Genomic DNA, 15870 nt, shown 5'->3' with positions numbered 1-15870 from the left:
GGGTGCGAGCAGGGCTGGCTGGTGGCCGGGCAGGGCGGGACCTCCGTGCTCCCTATCCTGTGGCGGGTGTCCGCCGCCCGCACCGCCCTCGTCCCCCTCGCCGACTACCACGGCGTGGCCGCCGCCGAGCTCCGCGAGGACCTCGCGACCCTGCGCGGGGTGACCCTGCCGCTGGTCGACCTGGCCGTCGGCGGCTTCCTGACCGGCTGCTGGGTGTGGACGGTGGACGGGGTGCCGTCCGCGGTGGTGGTCCGGCTGGGTGTCGAGCTGCCCGACCTGGCGGTCGTCCGGGAAGAGCTCGCCACCACCCTCCGCTCCAGCGGCGAGCAGGCCGACACCGAGGGGGTGCTGGCCACCGGACGGACCGGCTCGGGGGCGCCCTTCGGGGCCGCCGCCGTCCGGCTGACGGCGGGCGCCCCCGCCACCGGAGTGGTCGCCGTCCTGCTGCACCGGGAGGGCACGACCCGGCTCGGAGCGGTGCTGACGCTGTTCGCCCCCGGCGCCGACCCCCGGCCGCAGCTCGACCCCGTGCTGGCCGCCGTGGACTCGCTGCCCGCCGAGGAGCTGCCCCGCTCGGCCCGCATCGGGCTCGCCCGCGGTGCGGCCCTGATGGGCCGGGTCAGCCGGGCGATGTGGCCGGCCCGCCACGACGACGCGGCGCAGCAGGCCGTCATGCGGCGCGTCTGGGAGGACGTGGTCGCCCAGCTGCCGCCGGACCGGGAGCACCGCACCCTCGGGCTGCTGCGGCTGCCGGCCGGCCCCGGGGGCTCCTGGGAGCAGGACCCCGGCGTGACCGTGGTGACCCTCGACGAGCTCGAGCTGGAGCCGTCCCCGGCCGCGCCGGCGGCCGAGATCGAGCCGCTGCGGCGGCGGGCCGCCGAGCTGGACGAGGCCCTCCAGCGCCGCGGCCGGCCGCCGGCCACCCGTCGTCCCGGGAGCCCCCGCTGGGTCCCCGTGGTGGCGGTGGCAGCTGCCGTGCTGGCCGCCCTGCTCCTCCTGCTCCTGCTGATCTGACCCCCCCTCCTGCCCGGGCGCGACGACGCCCCGGTGCCCGCAGGGGCACCGGGGCGTCAGCCGGGAGTTCGGGGGCCGGAGCTCAGACGCCGGCGCGCCGGCGGGCGCGGCCGCGGCGGAGCGCCGCGTCGATGCCCCACCAGCCGCCGCCGACGCAGGCGAGCAGCAGACCGACCCCGGCGAGCACGAGCTCGAGCTCGCCCTGGAAGCCGGACTGCCCGGCGACGAACGGGTTGCGGTACCAGTGGACGAGCACCAGGGCGCCGACGGAGATCGCCAGCACCCCCAGCCCGGCCACCCGCACCAGCAGGCCGAGCAGCAGGGCCAGCGCGATCAGCACCTCGCCGATGGCGGTGACCAGCGCGAAGACCTCCGGGTAGGGCAGCGCGGTGCTGGTGAAGAACTGCGTGGTGCCGTCGATGTCGAGCAGCTTCTGGGCGCCGTGGACGCCCATCACCGCCGCGGTGACCAGCCGCAGCAGGAACAGCCCGAGGGAGCCCAGGAAGCGGTCGGTGTTGTGCTTGGTCGGGCCCGGGTCGACCTCCTCCTCCACCGGCGCGGGGTGGTTGCGCACCCCCAGCGCGCGCTCGCGCTCGGCGCGGGCGGCGGCCCGGGCGCTGGCGCGGTCCTCGGGCGCCGCCGTGGTGGCGCCGCCGGTCGCCGCGCCCGTGCTGCCGGCGCCGGTGCCCGTGCCGGTCGTGCGGGCGGTGGACCGGTCGCGGTCGGCGTCCGGGTAGCGCATCACCGTCGTCTGCTCGGTGTCGGCCGGCGCCGCCGAGGTGCGCGGCAGGGTCGTCGTCGCGGTGTCGTCCTCGGATCGCGGACCGGACCCGGTGGTGGCGCTGGAGGGGGCGCCGGTGGAGGCCTGGGAGGCGTCGTCCTTCTTCTCCGGATCCGGTGAGCTCATCTCGGACTCCTTCTGGGGCAGTGGGGAACCTGCGTACCGCCCGATTCTGTCAACGCCCGCCCCCATCTGCCCGCAGCCGGTGCGGAGTGTCGGGCGCCGTGACGGGCGGCCGGTGGGCTCAGCCCTCGACGAGGGCGATCATCATGGCCTCCACCGCCAGCAGCGGGGCCACGTTGGTCTCCAGCGCCTGCCGGCAGGCCAGCAGCGCGTCGATGCGGCGCAGCGTCGACTCCGGGGAGCCCCGGCGCGCGGCCACGGCGATCTCGGCGCGCAGCTCGGCGTTGACCAGCTCGGGCCCGGGGCGGCCCTCCAGCTCGGGGGCGACCTCGCGCGCCTGGCAGGTCTGCAGCGCCAGCACGTCGCGGTACCAGGCGGTCAGCTCGGTGAGCGCGCGGTCCAGGGCGTCGCGCTGGAAGCGCTTGGCCCGGGCCTTCTGCTGCTCCTCCAGCTCCTTCAGGGCGCTGGCCGCCTGCCGGGGGCGGGCACCCCGGGTGCCGAAGCCGAGGGCCTCCTCCAGCGCGGCGCGTTCCTTGGCGTCCAGCGCCGACGTCGCCGCGGCGGCCTCCTCCGCGCAGGCCTCGACCAGGTTGGCGGCGGCGGTCAGGCAGGCACCCAGCCCGGTCAGCTGCCCGGGGATCTGCAGCACCTCCCGGCGGCGGTTGCGGGCGCCCTCGTCGCGGGCGAGGACGCGGGCCCGGCCGATGTGTCCCTGGGCGGCGCGGGCGGCGTGGGCGGCCAGCGCCTCGTCGACGCCGTCGCGGCGGTGCAGCAGCGCGGCGACGTCGGCCGGTCGGGGGGTGGAGAGGGTGAGCAGCCGGCAGCGGGAGCGGATGGTGGGCACCACGTCGTCGGAGGTGGGCGCGCACAGCAGCCAGACCGTCTTGGCCGCCGGCTCCTCGATGCTCTTCAGCAGCGCGTCGGCACCGCGCTCGGTGAGCCGGTCGGCGTCCTCGACGACGAGGACCTGGCGCCGCCCCAGGGTGGGGCTCATCGCCGCCCGGCGGACCAGCTCGCGGACCTCGTCGACGCCGATCGAGAGCTGCTCGGTGCGCACCAGGGTGACGTCGGGGTGGGCGCCGGACAGCGCGGTGCGGCACTGCTGGCACTCCCCGCAGCCGTGCCGGTCGCACTGCAGGGCGGCGGCGAAGGCCCGGGCCGCGGTGGAGCGCCCGGACCCCGGCGGCCCGGTGATCAGCCAGGCGTGGCTCATCGCGTGCGGCTCCCCCGCCGCCGCCCGGCGCAGGGTGGCGACGGGACCGTGCTGGCCGACGAGGTCGCGCCAGACCCCGGGCAGCAGCTCCACCGGGCGGGGCGGCGCGGTGGGGGCGGGTGCGGGCAGGCCACCGGGCAGCACGGTCATGGCTCCACCGTGCCACTCGCCACCGACACCGGCGCCAGCAGCGGCTGCAGCCGTCGCCACACCTGCTCGGCGATCTCCTCGCGGCGCTGCCGGGCCGGCAGCACGAGGTAGCGGTCGGGGTCGCGGGCCACCAGCCGGGCGAAGCCCTCCCGGACGCGGCGGTGGAACTCCACCGACTCCGCCTCCAGCCGGTCCTTGCCGGCGATGGCGGCGACCGCCCGGTCCGGGTCGAGGTCGAGCAGCACGGTGAGGGACGGCCGCAGGCCCTCGGTGGCCCACCGGGCCACCTCCTCCACCTCGTCGACCGCCAGCACCCGACCGGCGCCCTGGTAGGCCAGCATCGAGTCGACGTAGCGGTCGCAGACCACCACCGCCCCCCGGGCCAGCCCAGGCCGGACCACCTCGGCCAGGTGCTGGGCCTTGTCGGCGGCGTAGAGCAGCGCCTCGGTCCGCGGCGCCATCTCGGGGTGGGCCGGGTCGAGCAGCAGGTCGCGGATGCGGGCCCCCACGGCGGTGTCGCCGGGTTCGCGGGTCAGCACCACCGGACGGCCGCTGGCGGTGAGCCGCTCGGCCAGCAGCCGGACCTGGGTGGTCTTGCCCACCCCGTCGCCGCCCTCGAAGACGACGAAGACCCCCGGCGCGCTCACCAGGAGGCCCTGATCGCCGTGCGGAGCTTGTTCTCCAGCTGGGGCCAGCGGGCGAGGAGCTCGCGCCGGGCCCGGCTCTGCGCGGTCAGCAGCTGCTCGTAGCGGCGGCCGGCGGCGAAGGCCTGCTGCGGGCCGAGGTCCTCCACGGAGTGCTCGATGGTCTCCAGCTGCGGGTCGACGCAGCCGGGCAGCAGGTCCGAGACCCGCCGCAGCCGCTTGTCGACCTTGCGGGCCCAGCCCGGCAGGTTGCGGCGGGCGACCAGGGTGGCGGCGTGGGCCTGCTCGACCAGCGCGCCCATCGCCACCCAGTCCACCGGCGGCGAGCTGGGACCCAGCCGGCGCCCGGCCTTGATCAGCTCCTCCGCCGCCGCCCGGACCGAGCGGCCCAGCGCCTCGCTGGCCGGCGACTCCGCCCCGCGCCCCAGCCGTGGCACCAGCGAGGCCTGCACCACCAGGTCCAGCAGGTGCAGGTAGCGCTGCCCGGCGAGCACCGCCGTCAGCTGCTCGCGGCCGGCGCCGGCGGCCGGGACGGCACCGCCCAGCTCGGCCACCAGCCAGTCCAGCTCCTCGTCGACCTCGTCGAGCCACGTCGGGTCCAGCGCGGCGCCCAGACCCCGCAGCTCCCCCCGCAGCCCGGAGAGCACCTCGGTGAGGTCGCCGGCGGAGTCGGTGCTGCCGGTGCGCAGCGACAGGTCGGCCACCAGCCACTCCCGCAGCCGCGAGGCCACCAGGGCCGTGACGAACCCCTCCAGGTCGGTGCCGGTGTCCCACCCGGTGCGGCTCCAGCGGTCCAGCCCGGACGCCGGCACGCCCAGCCGGCTGCCGGGCGAGGGCAGCCGCTCCACCCGGGTGCCGCCGACGGCCTGCAGCGTCTCGGTCAGCCAGCCCAGCTGCTTGCGGTTGAGGTCGACCGGCTGCAGCGTCACCTCGCGGTAGCGCGAGACGGTGACGCCGCCGCGGCGCACGGTCACCCGGTCGTCGTGGACGACCGCCCTGGTGCGCCGTTCGGGGCCACGGATGGAGAACGCGGCCCGCTCGCAGTGCAGCGCCGCCACCGGCTGCAGGGCGGCCTGCCGGCGGAAGGGCAGCACCAGCTCGGCGATCTGGGGGGGCAGGTCGGAGTCCAGCATGGGCTCCACCGTCTCCTCCGGCAGCAGCGGCGCCCACGCCGGCGCGGCGAGGTACCACTCGCCGTGGCCGTCGGCGACCCGGTGGGCCAGCGTGATCCCGGCCCGGGTGAGCCTCAGGTCGGCGGCGTCCAGGATGGTGACGTCGAGCTCGTAGGAGTGCTCGGGACCCCGGGAGACCATGCTGACCAGGCCCAGGTCGGGACGGACCAGCCGCTGCCCGGGGACGGCGAACGGCAGCTCGAAGTAGCGGCGGGCGGCCCCGTCGGGGTCGGGTTGGCGGGCCACGGGATCACCCGTCGGTGCTGCCGGACGACCCGGCGGAGCTCCTGCCGGCGGTCGCTGCCGAGGTCGCCGCGGTCTTCTTCGCCGTGGTCGTCGTGGCCTTCGTCGCCGTCGTCTTCGCGGCCGCGGTCTTCTTGGCGGCCGTCTTCTTGGCGGGGGTCTTCTTGGCGGTCGCCTTCTTCGCGGTGCTGGCCGACGTCTTCTTGGCCGCGGTCGACCTGGTCGCCCGCTTGGCGGTCTTCTTGGCCGGGCCCTTGGCCCGCTTCTCGGCCAGCAGCTCGGCCGCCCGCTCGGGGGTCAGGGTGGCCACGTCGTCGCCCTGGCGCAGGGTGGCGTTGTACTCCCCGTCGGTCACGTAGGCGCCGAAGCGGCCGTCCTTGACCACCATCGGCGCGCCCGAGACCGGGTCCGGGCCGAGCTCCTTCAGCGGCGGCTTGGCCGCCGCCCGGCCGCGCTGCTTGGGCTGGGCGTAGATGGCCAGCGCCTCGTCGAGGGTGATGTCGAAGATCTGGTCCTCGCTGCTCAGCGAGCGCGAGTCGGTGCCCCTCTTCAGGTAGGGGCCGTAGCGACCGTTCTGGGCGGTGATCTCGACGCCGTCGGGGTCGGTGCCCACCACCCGGGGGAGGCTGAGCAGGCGCAGCGCCTGCTCCAGGGTGACGTCCTCGACCGTCATCGAGGCGAACAGCGAGCCGGTGCGCGGCTTGGCCCCCTTGGGGGCGTCCTCCTCCAGCACCTCGGTGACGTAGGGCCCGAAGCGGCCGTTGCGGGCCACGACGGTGCGCCCGGTCTCGGGGTCGGTGCCGACCTCGCGCTCCTCCCCCATCGGGCGGCTGAGCAGCTCGCGGGCCTTCTCGACGGTCAGCTCGTCGGGAGGCAGGTCGTCGGCCACGTTGGCCCGGCGTCCCTCGGCGTCCTCCACGTAGGTGCCGTAGCGGCCCACCCGCACGACGATGCCGGAGTCGACGTCGCCGAGCTCGAAGGTGGACAGCCGGCGGGCGTCGATGTCGCCCAGCTCGCTGACCAGGGTGTGCAGCCCGGACCGACCGGTGGCGGCGCCGACCCCCTCGGCGCCGTCGCGGGCGCCGAAGTAGAAGTCGCTGAGCACCGAGAGCCGCTCCGCGCGGCCGCCGGCGACCTCGTCGAGGGTGTCCTCCATGTCGGCGGTGAACTGGTAGTCGACCAGCTTGGCGAAGTGCTCCTCCAGCAGCCGGGTGACCGCGAAGGCCAGCCAGGTCGGCACCAGCGCCGAGCCCTTCTTGAACACGTAGTCGCGGCTGGTGATGGTGCGGATGATCGAGGCGTAGGTGGAGGGCCGGCCGATCTCCAGCTCCTCCAGCTTCGCCACCAGCGAGGGCTCGGTGTAGCGGGCCGGCGGCTTGGTCTCGTGGCCGTTGGCGCTCAGCTCGCGCTGCTCCAGCGGCTGGCCCTCGTCCAGCTGCGGCAGCCGGGCCTGGGCGTCGTCGGACTGGGCGCCGTCGGTCTCGTCGACGGCCTCGACGTAGGCCTTGAGGAAGCCGTGGAAGGTGATGGTGCGGCCCGAGGCGACGAAGGTGCACGGCTCGCCCTGCCCCGGGGTGGCGGCGATCTCGACCCGGACCGACTGCCCGCGGGCGTCGGCCATCTGGGAGGCCACCGTGCGCATCCAGATCAGCTCGTAGAGCCGGAAGGCGTCCCCGCGCAGCCCCGTCTGGGCCGGGGTGCGGAAGGTGTCGCCGGCGGGGCGGATGGCCTCGTGGGCCTCCTGGGCGTTCTTGACCTTGGAGGTGTAGACCCGGGGCTTGTCCGGCAGGTACTCCGAGCCGAAGAGCTGGCGGACCTGGGCCCGGGCCGCCTCCACCGCGGTGGTGGAGAGGGTGATCGAGTCGGTCCGCATGTAGGTGATGAAGCCGCCCTCGTAGAGCTCCTGGGCCACCGACATCGCCCGCTGGGCGGTGAAGCCCAGCTTGCGCCCGGCCTCCTGCTGCAGGGTCGTGGTGCGGAAGGGCGCGTAGGGCTTGCGGGTGTAGGGGCGGGCCTCCACCGAGGTCACCGACCAGGCGGCGGTCTCGAGCCGGGCGGTGAGCTCGCGGGCGGCGGTCTCGTCGAGCTGCAGGACCTCCTCGCCGCGGCCCTGCTGCAGCACCCCCCGGCTGTCGAAGTCGCGGCCCTGGGCGACGCGGCGGGCGCCGACGTGGGTCAGCCGGGCCCCGAAGGTGGACGCCTCCTCCCCACCCTCGGAGCCGGCGTCGGTGCCGGGGGCGAGGACGGCGTCGACGTCCCAGTAGGAGGCGCTGCGGAAGGCCATCCGCTCCCGCTCGCGGTCGACCACCAGGCGGGTGGCCACCGACTGCACCCGGCCGGCCGACAGCCGCGGCATGACCTTCTTCCACAGCACCGGGGAGACCTCGTAGCCGTAGAGCCGGTCGAGGATCCGGCGGGTCTCCTGGGCGTCGACGAGGTCGGTGTCCAGCTCGCGGGGGTTCTGCACCGCCTCGGCGATGGCGCCGGGGGTGATCTCGTGGAACACCATCCGCCGGGCCGGCACCTTCGGCTTGAGCTCCTGCAGCAGGTGCCAGGCGATGGCCTCGCCCTCGCGGTCGCCGTCGGTGGCCAGCAGCAGCTCGTCGACCCCGGCCAGGGCCTGCTTGAGCTCGCGGATGGTGCCCTTCTTGTCGGGCTGGACGATGTAGAGGGGCTCGAAGCCGGCCTCGACGTTGACCCCGGTGCGGGCCCACTTCTCGCCCTTGTACTTGGCCGGGACGTCCGCGGCCCCGGTGGGGAGGTCGCGGACGTGGCCGCGGCTGGACTGCACGACGTAGCCGTCGCCGAGGAAGCTGGCGATCTTGGTCGCCTTGGTGGGCGACTCCACGATCACGAGCCGACGTGTTGTTGCTGCCACTGCTTCCTCTCCTCGTCCGGAGCTCCCGGATGGCCCTCCCCGCGGGCACGCTGGACACCGTACCCCCAAGCGAGCGGCGCAGGCTGCTGCGAAGCCGCCCGGCTGTGGGCGACGCCCGGCTGCGGGCAGGGCCGGGGTGGCGGCGCGGGACGGGTGGTGCCGCCGGTTCAGCCCGCCGCCTGCCCGGCCCGTGGATTCACAGCACCGGCTCGCTGAGCAGCCCGTCGGCCAGCGCCCGGCGCACCTCGGGCAGCACCTGGGCGCGGGTGGCGACCGGGTCCTGCTCCAGCAGGCTGGCCACCGCGTCCAGCACGACCCCGAGGGCCAGCTCGCCGTCGCAGGCGCCCAGCACGCCCGCCACCGCGGTGTCCACCCGCAGCGCGGAGCGGAACCCGGTCTGCTGGCGCAGCACGATGTGCTCGGGGTCCGCCGCCCCGGGCGCGCCCACCGTCTCCTGGACCACGTCGGGGGCCAGCGCCCACCGCCGGAGCAGCAGCTCCTCCTCGGGCAGCAGCGAGAGGGTGAGCCCCTGCTGCTGGCGGGCGAAGGCCGGGCCGACCGGCTGCTCGACGGCGTGGGGCCAGTCGAGGGTGCGTACCTGCGGGACGTCGCGGCCGGCTCGGTGGACGCTGATCCAGCCCATCCCGACCGCCTCGATGCCCAGCGCCTCGAAGTAGTCCAGCCACTGATCGCAGCGGTCCCGGTAGGCGGGGTCGCGGGTGAGCCCGGCGTCGGCCAGCCACAGCTCGACGTACTCCGCCGGGTCCAGCACCTCCCGCTGGAGCACCAGGAGGTCGCAGCCGGTGCCCTCCACCCAGCCGGCCAGCCGCTCCTGCCAGGGCTCCCCGGCGACGTGGGCCCAGTTGGCCAGCACCTGGCAGGTGCCGCCGTCGGCGAGCAGGGCCGCACCCTCGGTCACCACCCGGCGCACCAGCTCGTCACCGGGCAGGGCGCCCTCGCGGTAGACCAGCCGCTCACCCGAGCCCGAGGGCGGGGCCATCACGTACGGCGGGTTGGTGACCACCAGGTCGAAGCGCTCGCCGGCGACCGGTTGGTAGAGGTCGCCGGCGCGCAGCTGCACCTCCTCCCCCGCCGGGGTGCGGGCCCCGCTCAGCCGCAGCGTGAGCGCCGCGAGCGAGAGCGCGCGGGGGTTCAGGTCGGTGGCGACCACGCTGTCGGCGTGCCGGCTCAGGTGCAGGCTCTGCACCCCGCAGCCGGTGCCGAGGTCCAAGGCGCGGCCGACCGGCCGGCGGATGGTCAGCTGGGCCAGCGTGGTGGAGGCCGGAGAAGCACCCAGCACGTAGTCGGGCCGCATCGGGGCGACCTGCTGGTCCAGCCCCGGGGTCAGGTCCGAGACCAGCCAGCCGCTGGCGCCGTCGTCCTCGCTGCCGTAGGGGCGCACGTCCACCAGCGCCCGGGCCCGGTCGCCGTCGAGCCCGAGCAACCCGGCGGCGAGGAGGTCGTCGGTGCTGGGACCCAGCGCCCGCCGCAGGTCCGCCTCGGCCACCTCCCGCTGCAGCAGCCAGAGCCGGGTCAGCGTGGCCAGCGGCGACCGGTCGCCGGCGAGGGCCCGCTCGGCCGGCACGGTGGAGTTGCGGCCCAGCCCGGCCTGGCCGGCGGCGCCGATCAGCCCCAGCACGTCGTCGGTGCGCCACCCGACCTCGAGGAAGCGGTCGCGCAGCCGGTCGACCTCCTCCAGCGGGGGGCGGATCACCTCGGGGCGGGGCACCATGCCGGGCAACCTAGACCACCTCCGCCCCCGCCGTCCCCACCCCCACCCCGCCCGCGTGTATGTCGTCGCGGTCACGGTCGGCGTGTCGCGGCGTGTCGTCGTGTCCGGGAGCGTCGGCGTACACGTTCCCAGGGCGCAGCACCCGCCACCCGGCCCGCGTGCCCGGACCGCGCTGCTCACGGCGCGGCCGCGCGGTGCCCGGGCGTCGCCCCTGAGGACGTGTACGCCATGGGCTCCGTACAGCGCGACACGCCGCGGCACGCCGACCGTGACCACGACGACATACAGGTTGTCGGGGTGGGGCGGGAATAGAGGCCGGGCGGGCCGGGTTGGCCTTCGCGTGATGACACGGAAGTGGGTGCCGCTGCGGCGGCGGCGCCACGTGGACCTCGCCCTGGTGGCCAGCAGCGGCTGTCGGGCCTGACGGCTCCACCCCACCCCTCTCCAACCCCTCCCCTCCAGCTCTGGGGCTGCGTCGTCAGCACATCGTGGGCGTCGACGTGCCCCGCTCTCGAAAGGCACACCTCATGTCCACCTCCGTGACGGAGCCCTCCGCGGACCGGGGCGTCACCCCCCGCCGCGCCCGGTTCCCCTTCTGGGCCCAGGTGCTGCTCGGCCTCGTGGCCGGCATCGCGCTCGGCTTCCTGGCCCGCACCTACTCCCTCGACTGGCTGAGCACCACGCTCTCCACCGTCGGCAGCACCTTCGTCAGCCTGCTGCGGGTGATCGTCGTGCCGCTGGTGCTGACCGCGATCATCGTCTCCATCGCCAACCTGCGCCAGGTCACCAACGCCGCCCGGCTGGCGGTCCAGACCCTGGTGTGGTTCGCCATCACCTCGCTGATCTCGGTGGTCATCGGCATCACCATCGGGCTGCTGACCAACCCCGGCGCCCGCGCCACCATCGACACCGCCGGCGCCGAGGCCCCCTCCACCCAGGGCACCTGGCTGGACTTCCTCTCCTCGATCGTGCCGGCCAACATCCTGGGTCTGCAGGCCTCCAGCTCCGACGACGGCGTCTCGCTGTCGTTCAACGTGCTGCAGCTGGTGGTGCTCGGCATCGCCCTCGGCGCGGCGGCGCTGGCCGTGGGTGAGAAGGCCGAGCCCTTCCTCGCCTTCAACCGCAGCGTGCTCGAGATCGTGCAGAAGCTGGTGTGGTGGGTCATCCGGCTCGCCCCCATCGGCACCGCCGGCCTGATCGGGCGCGCGGTCGCCAACTACGGCTGGGACCTGATCGGCCCGCTCGCCGTCTTCACCGCCGACGTCTACATCGGCTGCGCGATCGTGCTCTTCGTGCTGTACCCGGTGCTGGTGAAGGCCCACGGTCTCAGCGCCCGGCGCTACTTCGCCGGTGCCTGGCCGGCCATCCAGTTCGCCTTCGTCTCCCGCTCCTCGGTCGGCACCCTGCCGCTGACCCAGCGGGTCGTCACCCGGAACCTGGGTGTCTCGCCGGACTACGCCTCCTTCGCGGTGCCCTTCGGCGCCACCACCAAGATGGACGGCTGCGCCGCCATCTACCCGGCGCTGGCCGCCATCACCGTCGCCCAGCTGTTCGGCATCGAGCTGGGGCTGCCGCAGTACCTGCTGATCGCCTTCGTCTCGGTCGTGGGCTCGGCGGCCACCGCCGGCCTGACCGGCGCCGTGGTGATGCTGACCCTGACCCTGTCCACGCTGGGTCTGCCGCTGGAGGGCGTGGGTCTGCTGCTGGCCATCGACCCGATCCTGGACATGATGCGGACCGCCACCAACGTGGCCGGCCAGGCCCTGGTGCCGCTCATCGTGGCCAAGCGCAACGGCCTGTTGGACGAGCAGGTCTACAACTCGGCCAACGTCAGCTCGATCGAGGTCGACCGCGACCCGAGCGACAGCGCCAGCCAGGAGAAGATCGCCGTCCCGGCCTGACGGTCCTCCACAGCACCACGACGGCCCGGCACCTCGCAGGTGCCGGGCCGTCGTGCGTCCGCAGGTCAGGGACGGGCGTCCCCGGTGGCCTCGGCGGCGTCGACGAGGCCCTCGCCGTAGAAGGCGTTGTCGTCGGTGGTGCCGGTGCAGCGGTCGTCGTCGGGGCAGGCGACGTCGTCGGCCTGCCTGGTGAGCATCCGCACCAGCTGGGCCGGCTTGGCCCCTGGGTGCTCGGCCTTCAGCAGCGCCAGCACACCGGCCGCGTGCGGGGAGGCCATCGAGGTGCCCGACTTCAGCCCGTAGCCGCCGTTCAGGGTGGTGGAGAGGATCCGGCTGCCCGGGGCGGTGACGTCGATGACGCCCTCGCCGTAGTTGGAGAAGCTGGACTTGAGCACGTCCACGTCGTTGGAGGCCACGGTGACCACGCCGTCGATCTCGGCGGGCAGGTCGAGGCAGCCGGCGTCGAGGTCGCGGGTGACCGGGGTGGTGTCGTTGGGGCTGCTGGAGTCGGTCGTCTTGTGGGCCAGGTCGTAGTTGGAGTTGCCGGCGGCCGCGGCGCTCACCACGCCCCGCTTCTCGGAGTACTCCACCGCCCGGGTGACGGCCTCCTTGACTGCCGCCTGGTCGGGGTCGGAGCCGCACCAGAACTGCCAGGGGTCGATGTAGTAGCTGTTGTTGGTGACGTCGACGTCGTGCTCGGCGGCCCAGACGAAGCCGCAGATCGCGTACTCGGGGTAGATGAACCCGTCGTCGTTCACGACCTTGATGGAGGTCAGCGTCGACTCCGGTGCGACCCCGACGATGCCGATGCCGTTGCGGGCGGCGGCGATGGTGCCCGCGACGTGGGTGCCGTGGTCGCTGGTGGTGGGGATCCAGGCCGACCGGTCGGTGTCGGGGACACCGGCGTCGGTGCAGCCGACCGAGCGGGAGGCGTCCAGGTTCGGGGCCAGGTCGGGGTGGGTGTCGTCGATGCCGCTGTCGAGCACCCCGACGACCACGTCGCTGCTGCCGTCGTCGGCCACGTCGGCGCCGATCTGGGCCATGTCCCACTGCTCCGCCTCGCGCGGGTCCGTGGCGACCACCTCGGTGGCGGAGACGCCCTGGCGCTCGGCGAAGGTGTCGCCGGTGCGGGCGACGCGGAGCTGGGGACCGGCCTCGGGCACCTCCACGGCGGCGGTGCGGGTGGCGCCGACGGAGACGACGGAGCGGCCGAGCCGGCCGGTGCGGACGTCGGCGCTGAAGCTGTCGGAGTCGGAGTGGGCGACCACGACGCCGATCTGCGGCCAGGACTGCACCACGGTGCCGCCGGCTGCCTCGACGGCCTGCTCGGCGCGCTCGGTCTGGGCCGCGCTGGGGCGGGTGTTGACGACGTAGCTCATCAGCTCGCCGTCGGCGCCGGGAGCGGCGGCGGCGGGGGCGGCCAGACCGGCCAGGCCGAGACCGAGGGCCGCCAGGACGGCGACCGGCCGGTGCCGGCGGGGGGTGGGGTCGTGCAGGGGCATGAGGGACCTCCGGGGGGTGGAGCGACCGGCCGGTTCGGACGCGGACGCTCGGATCGTTGGGGTGCCAGCCAACCTAGACGGCGCCGCTGACACCCTCCCCGGCCCCCCACGCACAGCACCGGTCCGCCCCCAGCGGGACGGACCGGTGCGGCCGGGTGCGTGCAGGGGTCAGGAGCGCCGGCTCGTCTCCGCCGGGTCGCTGACCCGCTCGCCGGTCGGGTCGGGCTCGCCCGCACCGGCCTCCATGGTGCTGCCGCGCCGGGTGCTGACCACCACCGCGGCCACCACCACGGCCAGCGCCACGGCGGCGACCAGGTAGCGCAGCGGGGAGTCCGACCCCAGCGTGGACAGCCCCACCACGGCGGGCGCGATCAGCACGGCGACCAGGTTCATCACCTTGATCAGCGGGTTGATCGCCGGGCCGGCGGTGTCCTTGAACGGGTCGCCGACGGTGTCGCCGATCACCGTGGCGGCGTGGGCGTCGGAGCCCTTGCCGCCGTGGTTGCCGTCCTCGACCAGCTTCTTGGCGTTGTCCCAGGCGCCGCCGGAGTTGGCCAGGAAGACCGCCATCAGGGTGCCGCAGGCGATCGCGCCGGCGAGGTAGCCGGCCAGCGCCGGGGCCCCGAGGCCGAAGCCGACGGCGATGGGGGCGAAGACGGCCAGGAGACCCGGGGTGGCCAGCTCGCGGAGCGAGTCGCGGGTGACGATGTCGACCACACGGCCGTACTCGGGCTTGCCGGTGCCCTCCATGATGCCGGGGATGGTGCGGAACTGGCGGCGGACCTCGTAGACCACGGCACCGGCGGCGCGGCCGACCGCGTTGATGGCCAGCCCGGAGAACAGGAACACCACCGCGGCGCCGATGACGATGCCCACCAGGGTGGTGGGCGCGTAGACGGCCGCCTGGTCGACGAAGCCCTGGTAGCCCTCGCCCAGCTCGGCGGCGACGGCGTCGGTGAAGGAGCCGAACAGGGCGGTGGCGGCCAGCACCGCCGTGGCGATGGCGATGCCCTTGGTGATGGCCTTGGTGGTGTTGCCCACGGCGTCGAGCTCGGTCAGCACCTGCGCCGCCTCGCCGTCGACGTCGCCCGACATCTCCGCGATGCCCTGGGCGTTGTCGGAGACGGGGCCGAAGGTGTCCATCGCCACGATGACGCCGACGGTGGTCAGCAGGCCGCAGCCGGCCAGGGCGATGGCGAACAGGCCCACCACGCCGCCACCGCCGAGGGAGAAGGCGCCGAGCACCGCGGCGGCGATGACCAGGGCGGTGTAGACGGCCGACTCCAGGCCCAGCGAGATGCCGCCCAGGATGACCGTGGCCGGGCCGGTGAGCGAGGTGCGGCCGACCTCGCGGACGGGCCGGTCCTCGGTGCCGGTGTAGTAGCCGGTCAGCGACAGGATGACCATGGCCAGCACGATGCCGACGACCACCGCGCCGACGGCGACCAGGCGCGGGTCGTCGACCGGGCCGCTGAACTGGACCTCGGTGCCCAGCCCGGCGAAGTCGCCGGGCAGGTAGAGGTAGGCGGCGACCGCGCACAGCACCGCGGAGATGATCCCCGACAGGTAGAAGGAGCGGTTGATGGTCCGCAGGCCGTTCTCGCCGGTGCGCGGCTTGGTCAGGTAGACCCCGATCAGCGCGGTGACCACGCCGATGGCCGGCACGATCAGGGGGAAGACCAGGCCGGCCTCGCCGAAGGCGGCCCGCCCCAGGATCAGCGAGGCGACCAGCATCACGGCGTAGGACTCGAACAGGTCGGCGGCCATGCCGGCGCAGTCGCCGACGTTGTCGCCCACGTTGTCGGCGATGGTGGCGGCGTTGCGGGGGTCGTCCTCGGGGATGCCCTGCTCGACCTTGCCGACCAGGTCGGCGCCGACGTCGGCGGCCTTGGTGAAGATGCCGCCGCCGACCCGCATGAACATGGCCAGCATGGCGGCGCCGAAGCCGAAGCCCTCCAGGATGGTGGGGGCGTCACCGCGGAAGATCAGGACGACGACCGCGGCGCCCAGCAGGCCGAAGCCGATGGTGGCCATGCCGACCGACGCGCCGGTGCGGAAGGCGATCCGCATCGCGGGCTCCCGACCGGCGTCCCGGGCGGCCGCGGCGACGCGGAGGTTGGCCCGGACGGCCAGCCACATGCCGAGGTAGCCGATCAGGGCGGAGAACCCGGCGCCGACCAGGAAGGCGACGGAGCGGGCGATCTTGAGCAGCCACTCACCGCCCTCGCCGTGGACCGGGAGCAGGAACAGCAGCAGGAACGCGACCACGGCGAAGATGCCGAGGGTGCGGAACTGCCGGCCCAGGAACGCGGCGGCGCCCTCCTGCACCGCGAGCGCGATGCGTTGCATGTTCTCGGTGCCTTCGCCGGCCCGCAGCACCTCCCGGCGGAACACCAGGCTCATCGCGATGGCGATGGCGGCGATGGCGCCGACCACGGCGACGATCGTCAGGTTGGACCCGTCGAGGGTGATGGGCATAGGGCTCTCCTGGCTGCGTGCTCGGCGGTGAACAAAGGC

The 15870-nt window shown here is 74.8% G+C and carries 10 protein-coding genes; 2 read left to right on the top strand and 8 right to left on the bottom strand.

The genetic code is table 11. From position 1 onward, the window contains the following. Positions 1 to 66 precede the first annotated feature (66 nt). On the top strand, positions 67 to 1014 hold the full coding sequence (locus tag GC722_RS13095) for a serine/threonine-protein kinase (protein ID WP_156610917.1): 948 nt from the start codon (positions 67 to 69) through the stop codon (positions 1012 to 1014). Between the two features lie 82 nt (positions 1015 to 1096). Here GC722_RS13095 and GC722_RS13090 read toward each other — a convergent pair whose 3' ends face one another. The 6 genes from GC722_RS13090 to GC722_RS13070 form a co-directional block, all read right to left on the bottom strand. After that, positions 1097 to 1921, bottom strand: a complete 825-nt coding sequence (locus GC722_RS13090; RefSeq protein ID WP_156610916.1) for a DoxX family protein — start codon at positions 1919 to 1921, stop codon at positions 1097 to 1099. A 118-nt stretch (positions 1922 to 2039) separates the two neighbouring features. Then, on the bottom strand, positions 2040 to 3281 hold the full coding sequence (locus GC722_RS13085; protein WP_156610913.1) for a DNA polymerase III subunit delta': 1242 nt from the start codon (positions 3279 to 3281) through the stop codon (positions 2040 to 2042). After that, the gene (tmk, locus tag GC722_RS17825; RefSeq protein WP_331714794.1) at positions 3278 to 3928 is read right to left on the bottom strand and encodes a dTMP kinase; all 651 of its coding nucleotides are present in this window, start codon (positions 3926 to 3928) and stop codon (positions 3278 to 3280) included. Before tmk ends, GC722_RS13085 begins: the two co-directional genes overlap by 4 nt. Next, the gene (locus GC722_RS17820) at positions 3925 to 5343 is read right to left on the bottom strand and encodes a hypothetical protein (RefSeq protein ID WP_197430149.1); all 1419 of its coding nucleotides are present in this window, start codon (positions 5341 to 5343) and stop codon (positions 3925 to 3927) included. Before GC722_RS17820 ends, tmk begins: the two co-directional genes overlap by 4 nt. 4 nt (positions 5344 to 5347) lie before the next feature. Then, positions 5348 to 8218 (bottom strand): type I DNA topoisomerase, encoded by a 2871-nt coding sequence (gene topA / locus GC722_RS13075; protein ID WP_331714793.1) that lies wholly within the window; start codon positions 8216 to 8218, stop codon positions 5348 to 5350. Between the two features lie 196 nt (positions 8219 to 8414). Continuing rightward, the gene (locus tag GC722_RS13070) at positions 8415 to 9950 is read right to left on the bottom strand and encodes a DUF7059 domain-containing protein (protein ID WP_156610909.1); all 1536 of its coding nucleotides are present in this window, start codon (positions 9948 to 9950) and stop codon (positions 8415 to 8417) included. A 527-nt stretch (positions 9951 to 10477) separates the two neighbouring features. Between GC722_RS13070 and GC722_RS13065 the strand changes: the two genes are divergently transcribed. Then, entirely contained in the window at positions 10478 to 11851 is a 1374-nt protein-coding gene (locus GC722_RS13065; RefSeq protein WP_156610908.1) for a dicarboxylate/amino acid:cation symporter, read from the top strand. 65 nt (positions 11852 to 11916) lie between these two features. Here GC722_RS13065 and GC722_RS13060 read toward each other — a convergent pair whose 3' ends face one another. Both GC722_RS13060 and GC722_RS13055 read right to left on the bottom strand, forming a co-directional pair. Next, on the bottom strand, positions 11917 to 13353 hold the full coding sequence (locus GC722_RS13060) for a S8 family peptidase (RefSeq protein WP_156610906.1): 1437 nt from the start codon (positions 13351 to 13353) through the stop codon (positions 11917 to 11919). A 168-nt stretch (positions 13354 to 13521) separates the two neighbouring features. After that, positions 13522 to 15831, bottom strand: coding sequence for a sodium-translocating pyrophosphatase (locus tag GC722_RS13055; protein WP_156610903.1), 2310 nt, complete (start codon positions 15829 to 15831; stop codon positions 13522 to 13524). Positions 15832 to 15870 lie beyond the last annotated feature (39 nt).

This window comes from Auraticoccus cholistanensis (genome assembly GCF_009742705.1).
In the GTDB taxonomy this organism is placed as follows: Bacteria; Actinomycetota; Actinomycetes; order Propionibacteriales; family Propionibacteriaceae; genus Auraticoccus; species Auraticoccus cholistanensis.
This window is presented reverse-complemented; position numbering and strand designations above follow the sequence as displayed.